The organism is Mycobacterium sp. (genome assembly GCF_035653355.1).
Taxonomy (GTDB): Bacteria; Actinomycetota; Actinomycetes; order Mycobacteriales; family Mycobacteriaceae; genus Mycobacterium.
Map to the genome: position 1 here is coordinate 1 of NZ_DASRBZ010000654.1, position 4,423 is coordinate 4,423.

A 4,423-nucleotide genomic window follows, 5' to 3' on the forward strand; every position below is an offset into this window, starting at 1 on the left:
TAAGGACAAGCAGGGTCGTCGCAACCGCTACCGCATCCAGGGCGATCTTCGGCTGCCCGAAGCCGTGGGCGGAGAGCGGACGATCGGTGAGATCGTCGGACTGCTGGTCGACACCCAAGCAGCTGGATCTGCCCAGGCGCCAGGCCCAGGTCCCGCTTCACAGAGGAAGTCTGTGACTCGCACCAGACGTTCCTCCGGGTCGTGACTGCCGTTGGGACGCTCGCTCCGGGTGTGTCCGGGCGAGCGCCCCAATCGACCGCTCGGCTAGATGGCCGCCTCGGCTGTCTGGGTCGCCACTCCGAGCTGCTGCATCAGTGCGGCAGCGTTCCAGTAGTTGCCGGCGCGGTGGATTAGCCCATCGTCGCCGAATTCGGCCGTGCCGCATCCGAACGTGGTCGCGCTCCTGCCGGTCGGAGCGAGGCCCATGAGCTGGCCATCGTTCGTCCCGGTGACCTTCCATTCCTGAGCTGTCCGGTTGCCTGAGACGGTTGGCTCACCCATGTTCTCAACATGGAAATCCGAGAACGCTGCGAGATAGCCCGCCACCGCTGCCCGGATGGCCGCGCGCCCCTGCAGCGGCTCGGGTAGCCCTACGTCGTAGAGCTTGGCGTCCTCGGCGTAGAGCGCCGCCACCCCATCAGCGTCGTGCGCGTTCCACGCTTCGGTCGCACGTTGGAGCACCTGCGTGACGTCAACATTTCCCATCGGGATCTCCTATCGGTAGAGCTATGACTCTAGCAGAAGATTTCTAGAGATTTAACACAAAAGAAATCCCACACGACCGGTCCACCGGTGTAGGGTCGAGTTCTTCAATGCTTCCAAAGGAGGCGCGCATGACCAAGGATGAGCTCGTAGCGCAGACCCACCAGTTGTTCAAAGCATGGAACTCCCACGACGCGGACGCAGTCGCGCGGTTCTACACGGGCGCGGCAACCGTGCGCGACTCGACGGACCCCAACAGCGCGGCGACGGGCACGGACGCCATCGTCGAACGTGCACGCATGATTCTCGGCGGTTTCTCCGATGCGCGGCTAGAGCTCCTCACCACATGCATCGAGGGCAACCGTGGCTGCACCGAGTGGCGCTTCACCGGTACGCACGACGGCGAGTTTCTCGGTGTGCCAGCCAGCGGCCGGCCGGTCGACAACATCGGCGTGAATGTCGACGAGTTCGACGACAGCGGAAAGATCGTCAACGAGACGGGCTACTGGGACGTCGCCCGGTTCCTGCGACAGTCGGGGACGCTCCCCGAGGCGGCGACCACCGGAGCTATCTCGTAAATCGGCCGGCCGCCGCTCGCTTGAGCGCCGTCTGCGCGCTCGCCTCGCGGGTCACGGCACGAACAGCAGTCCTTTCGGCTTGATCGACGGCGTTAGCGCGATTTTGGTGATCGTCCCTGTCGTCATGTTGACCTGGCCCAGGTATTGCTTGGCCAGACACGACATCGGTGCGCTGTTGGCATCGCAGGGGCTACCGGCGATGAGCTCGGTTCCCGGCTTGAACGGCCCGGTGATTTTGTAGATCAGATCAGCGCTGTTGTCCGTGACATACAGCGCGCCCGAGGCGCTCGTTGGCCACGCCGAGTCATCGCCACCCGCCTGAGACAGTTTGAGCACTGACAGCTGCTTGGCGCCGCTATCTGCGACGAAGATCTGCTCGCCGTCGCCCTGGCTGGTGAGTTCGAAGTCGCCTCCGAAGCGCGAGGCCGACGATGGCACTACCGCGTTGGAGTCGGGGTCGGTCAGGGCCAGGTGGGTCGTCCCGGTCGCTCCCGAGTTGGCGCTCTTGGCGACCGCCTCGTCCCCAAACAGGCCGCGCACGTTGGCCGTGTGCGTGCTCGAGTTCAGGGTGACCGCGTACACCGCCGGGTAGCTCGCCTGAGGAGGGGCCTTCCCGGTGGTCCCGGGCGCCGAAGCGGAGATCAGCATCATCCCGTGCCAGAAGCTGACGGCATCGGTCCCGCCATGCGAGGGGAGTGCGGGATAGTGGTATTGCACGGGCGTGTGGCTGGCTGGGTCAATCACGTACAGGCTGGAGTTTCCGTCCTCGTTGACGGTGACGATGATCCGTCCGTGGGCCTGATCGGTGGCGATCCCGTCGGCGTGACCGGCGATGTCCCATTGCGCAAGCGGCGAGCCGGAACTTGAGAACTCGACAACGGTCGAGTTGCTGTTGCCTGACGCCGTCTCGCCCATGGGCCCGAGCCCGTTCTGGAAGGCCACGTAGATGTTGCTCCCCAGCTTGGTGAGGTCATCGGGCTGGAAGATCGACTGTTTGCCTTTCGAGGTGTTGTGCTGGATCGTGGCTCCCGTGGCAAAAACCCGGGTCGTGAACCCGGAGGAGCTGACGCTAGCTGGGGTGCTGACAGCGCTCGGTGATTTGGTGACGGTGTGGGTGGTGGTCGAGCCGCAGCCGGCCAGCGCGCTCAGCGCTATCGCCGCGGCGGCAAGCGTCCCGGTCGGTACGCGCACGGGGCGCGCGGCAATGAAGCGTGACGGTGTCATGGGATCACTCCCCGTGGGTGTCGGTCGATGGTGAGCAAGGTTCAGTGGACGCCCGGCAGGACTTGCGTGCCTTCGATCCTCACCGCCTTTAGCTTGCGCGGGTCGAGGCCGAGGAGCCGCAGGATCGTGGGGGCCACCTGGGTCGTCTCGACCGAGGCGCTGCTCCTGGATCGCTGGACAGCGCCTGGGGCGTAGACAACAAGCAGAACGTCCCGGTCGCCGGGATTGTCGCCACCGTGCTCGGCGATCTTGGTGCCGGTCGTGTAGATCGTCCCGACCTGTGCGATCCCGAACACGTCGGGGTGGTGCGGGTCAGACTTGGCGACGCCGAAGAACTGCGCCGACTGCTTGCCGGGGAAGATCTTCCGTAGGCCGGAGTGCTGGACGGTGATCGTCTTGCCGGCGTAGGTAACCCCCGGGGCGGTATGGGTCCAGAGGTAGTGCTTGACGAAGTCGGTCGCTTTCTGAGAGCGATCTGAGAGCCACCACAGCAGCCCGTCGTCGTCGGCCTCCTGGACGACCAAGGTCTGGTTGCTGGGGTGTTGTTTGGCCCACGCGGTGTTGACGCCGGAGACAATCGGGCCGTCGTCAATCCGCTTCAGCTGGTTGTCGTTCAGCGGCGACTGGCCATGCTTGGCCGTCACGATAATCGCCGTCGAGCTGGCCTCTCCGTCGGCCTTGATCGTGTTGGCCATCTTCTGCAGCGAGGCGTTCACGTAGTCAAGGGCACTCTGCAACAGCGGGCCGGGCACCTGCTGGCCCTTTACGGTCACGTAGCCGCCGCGCAGCGATGGGCCATCGGTGTACTTGCCCTGGGCGTTTGGGCCGATCAGCACGGCCGGCGAGCTCTTCAACTTCTCAGCGGTCGAGACGGTCTGGAAGTTCATCCCGTAGATCGCCGGCGTGCCGACCTTCGACCCGGTGCCGGAGTGCTCGTAGCCGTTGATCCAGTTGATGACCGCCCGAACCTTGTACGAGTCGTACTGCTTGGTCGCCGCGTTGTCGGCAGTCCAAGAGTCGTCTACCGGATACGGCACGCCGTTCGGCTCGACCGCCTGTGCGTCGATCTCCGGCCCGAAGAAGTCGTCGATGCTCCTGCCCTTCGAACCCGGGCCGTTAAACGACGTGTAGACCGCATGCTTGTCAGACCAGGCGGTCCGCATGCCGGCCTGGTGGATCACCTGAAAGATCGTGTTGACTCCGAGGAAGTTCCACGGCTGGATCGGCTTGCAGGTCTTGGGGTCAACCGGGTACGTCCTCGGGTTCAGGCCTGACTGCGGGTGCGGAGTCAGCTCCATGATCCGGGCCGGGTTCTTGTCGACACCGTGTTTGTAGATCGAACCGCCCTCGTCGAAGGACGGGAAGGTGTTGCCGCTTCCGTTATGCAGCAGGTCTGGCACGGCGGGAAGCCTGTCGTCCGGCGAGTCGTAGATCACGTCGCCGCCCGGCACCGGCCCAGAGCACTTCCTGGTCCCCGGCGGGAACACGCCGTGGCTGTACTCAACGTCGTAGTAGATGCCCGTGGCCCGCGGGTCGCCGCCGGTCATCAGCGCCGTCCCACCCGGGTCGGAATCCGAGGGATCTGCGGTGTGAGCGTGGATGAACTCAGCGCCCCCACCAACCAGCCTGGCCAGCTCCGAATGCGGATGGCGCTTCACGAACCAAACCAGGTCGGACTGGTGCATGCCGTCGATTGAAATCAGCAGCACATGTCGTATCTGCGCGTGGCGACGGGCCACGGCGCTGCCCGCAGAGAGCGCCACCAGCACACACGCCGCCGTCATAGCGGCAACCGCTCCCGACCACTTTGTGGCTAGCTTCATTAATGTTCTCTTTCTCGCTCCACCCGGCTGGAGACAGCCCAGTTGATCGCTCAGCTCCGGCACGCTAGGGATGCCGACAGGCGCGGTTGTAACCAA

General features: G+C 64.7%; 4 protein-coding genes. 1 reads left to right on the plus strand and 3 read right to left on the minus strand.

The features are described 5' to 3' along the window. Positions 1–264: 264 nt before the first annotated feature. Positions 265–705: an SgcJ/EcaC family oxidoreductase gene (locus tag VFA16_RS22420; protein WP_324969948.1), complete on the minus strand. Its 441-nt coding sequence runs from the start codon at positions 703–705 to the stop codon at positions 265–267. 128 nt (positions 706–833) lie between these two features. Here VFA16_RS22420 and VFA16_RS22425 point away from each other — a divergent pair, with 128 nt between their 5' ends. Beyond that, on the plus strand, positions 834–1,280 hold the full coding sequence (locus VFA16_RS22425; RefSeq protein ID WP_324969949.1) for an ester cyclase: 447 nt from the start codon (positions 834–836) through the stop codon (positions 1,278–1,280). 51 nt (positions 1,281–1,331) lie between these two features. Here VFA16_RS22425 and VFA16_RS22430 read toward each other — a convergent pair whose 3' ends face one another. After that, a complete protein-coding gene (locus tag VFA16_RS22430; RefSeq protein WP_324969950.1) occupies positions 1,332–2,504 on the minus strand; it encodes a hypothetical protein in 1,173 nt (390 codons plus the stop codon). Positions 2,505–2,545: 41 nt separating this feature from the next. Beyond that, positions 2,546–4,327, minus strand: coding sequence for an alkaline phosphatase family protein (locus VFA16_RS22435; protein ID WP_324969951.1), 1,782 nt, complete (start codon positions 4,325–4,327; stop codon positions 2,546–2,548). Positions 4,328–4,423 lie beyond the last annotated feature (96 nt).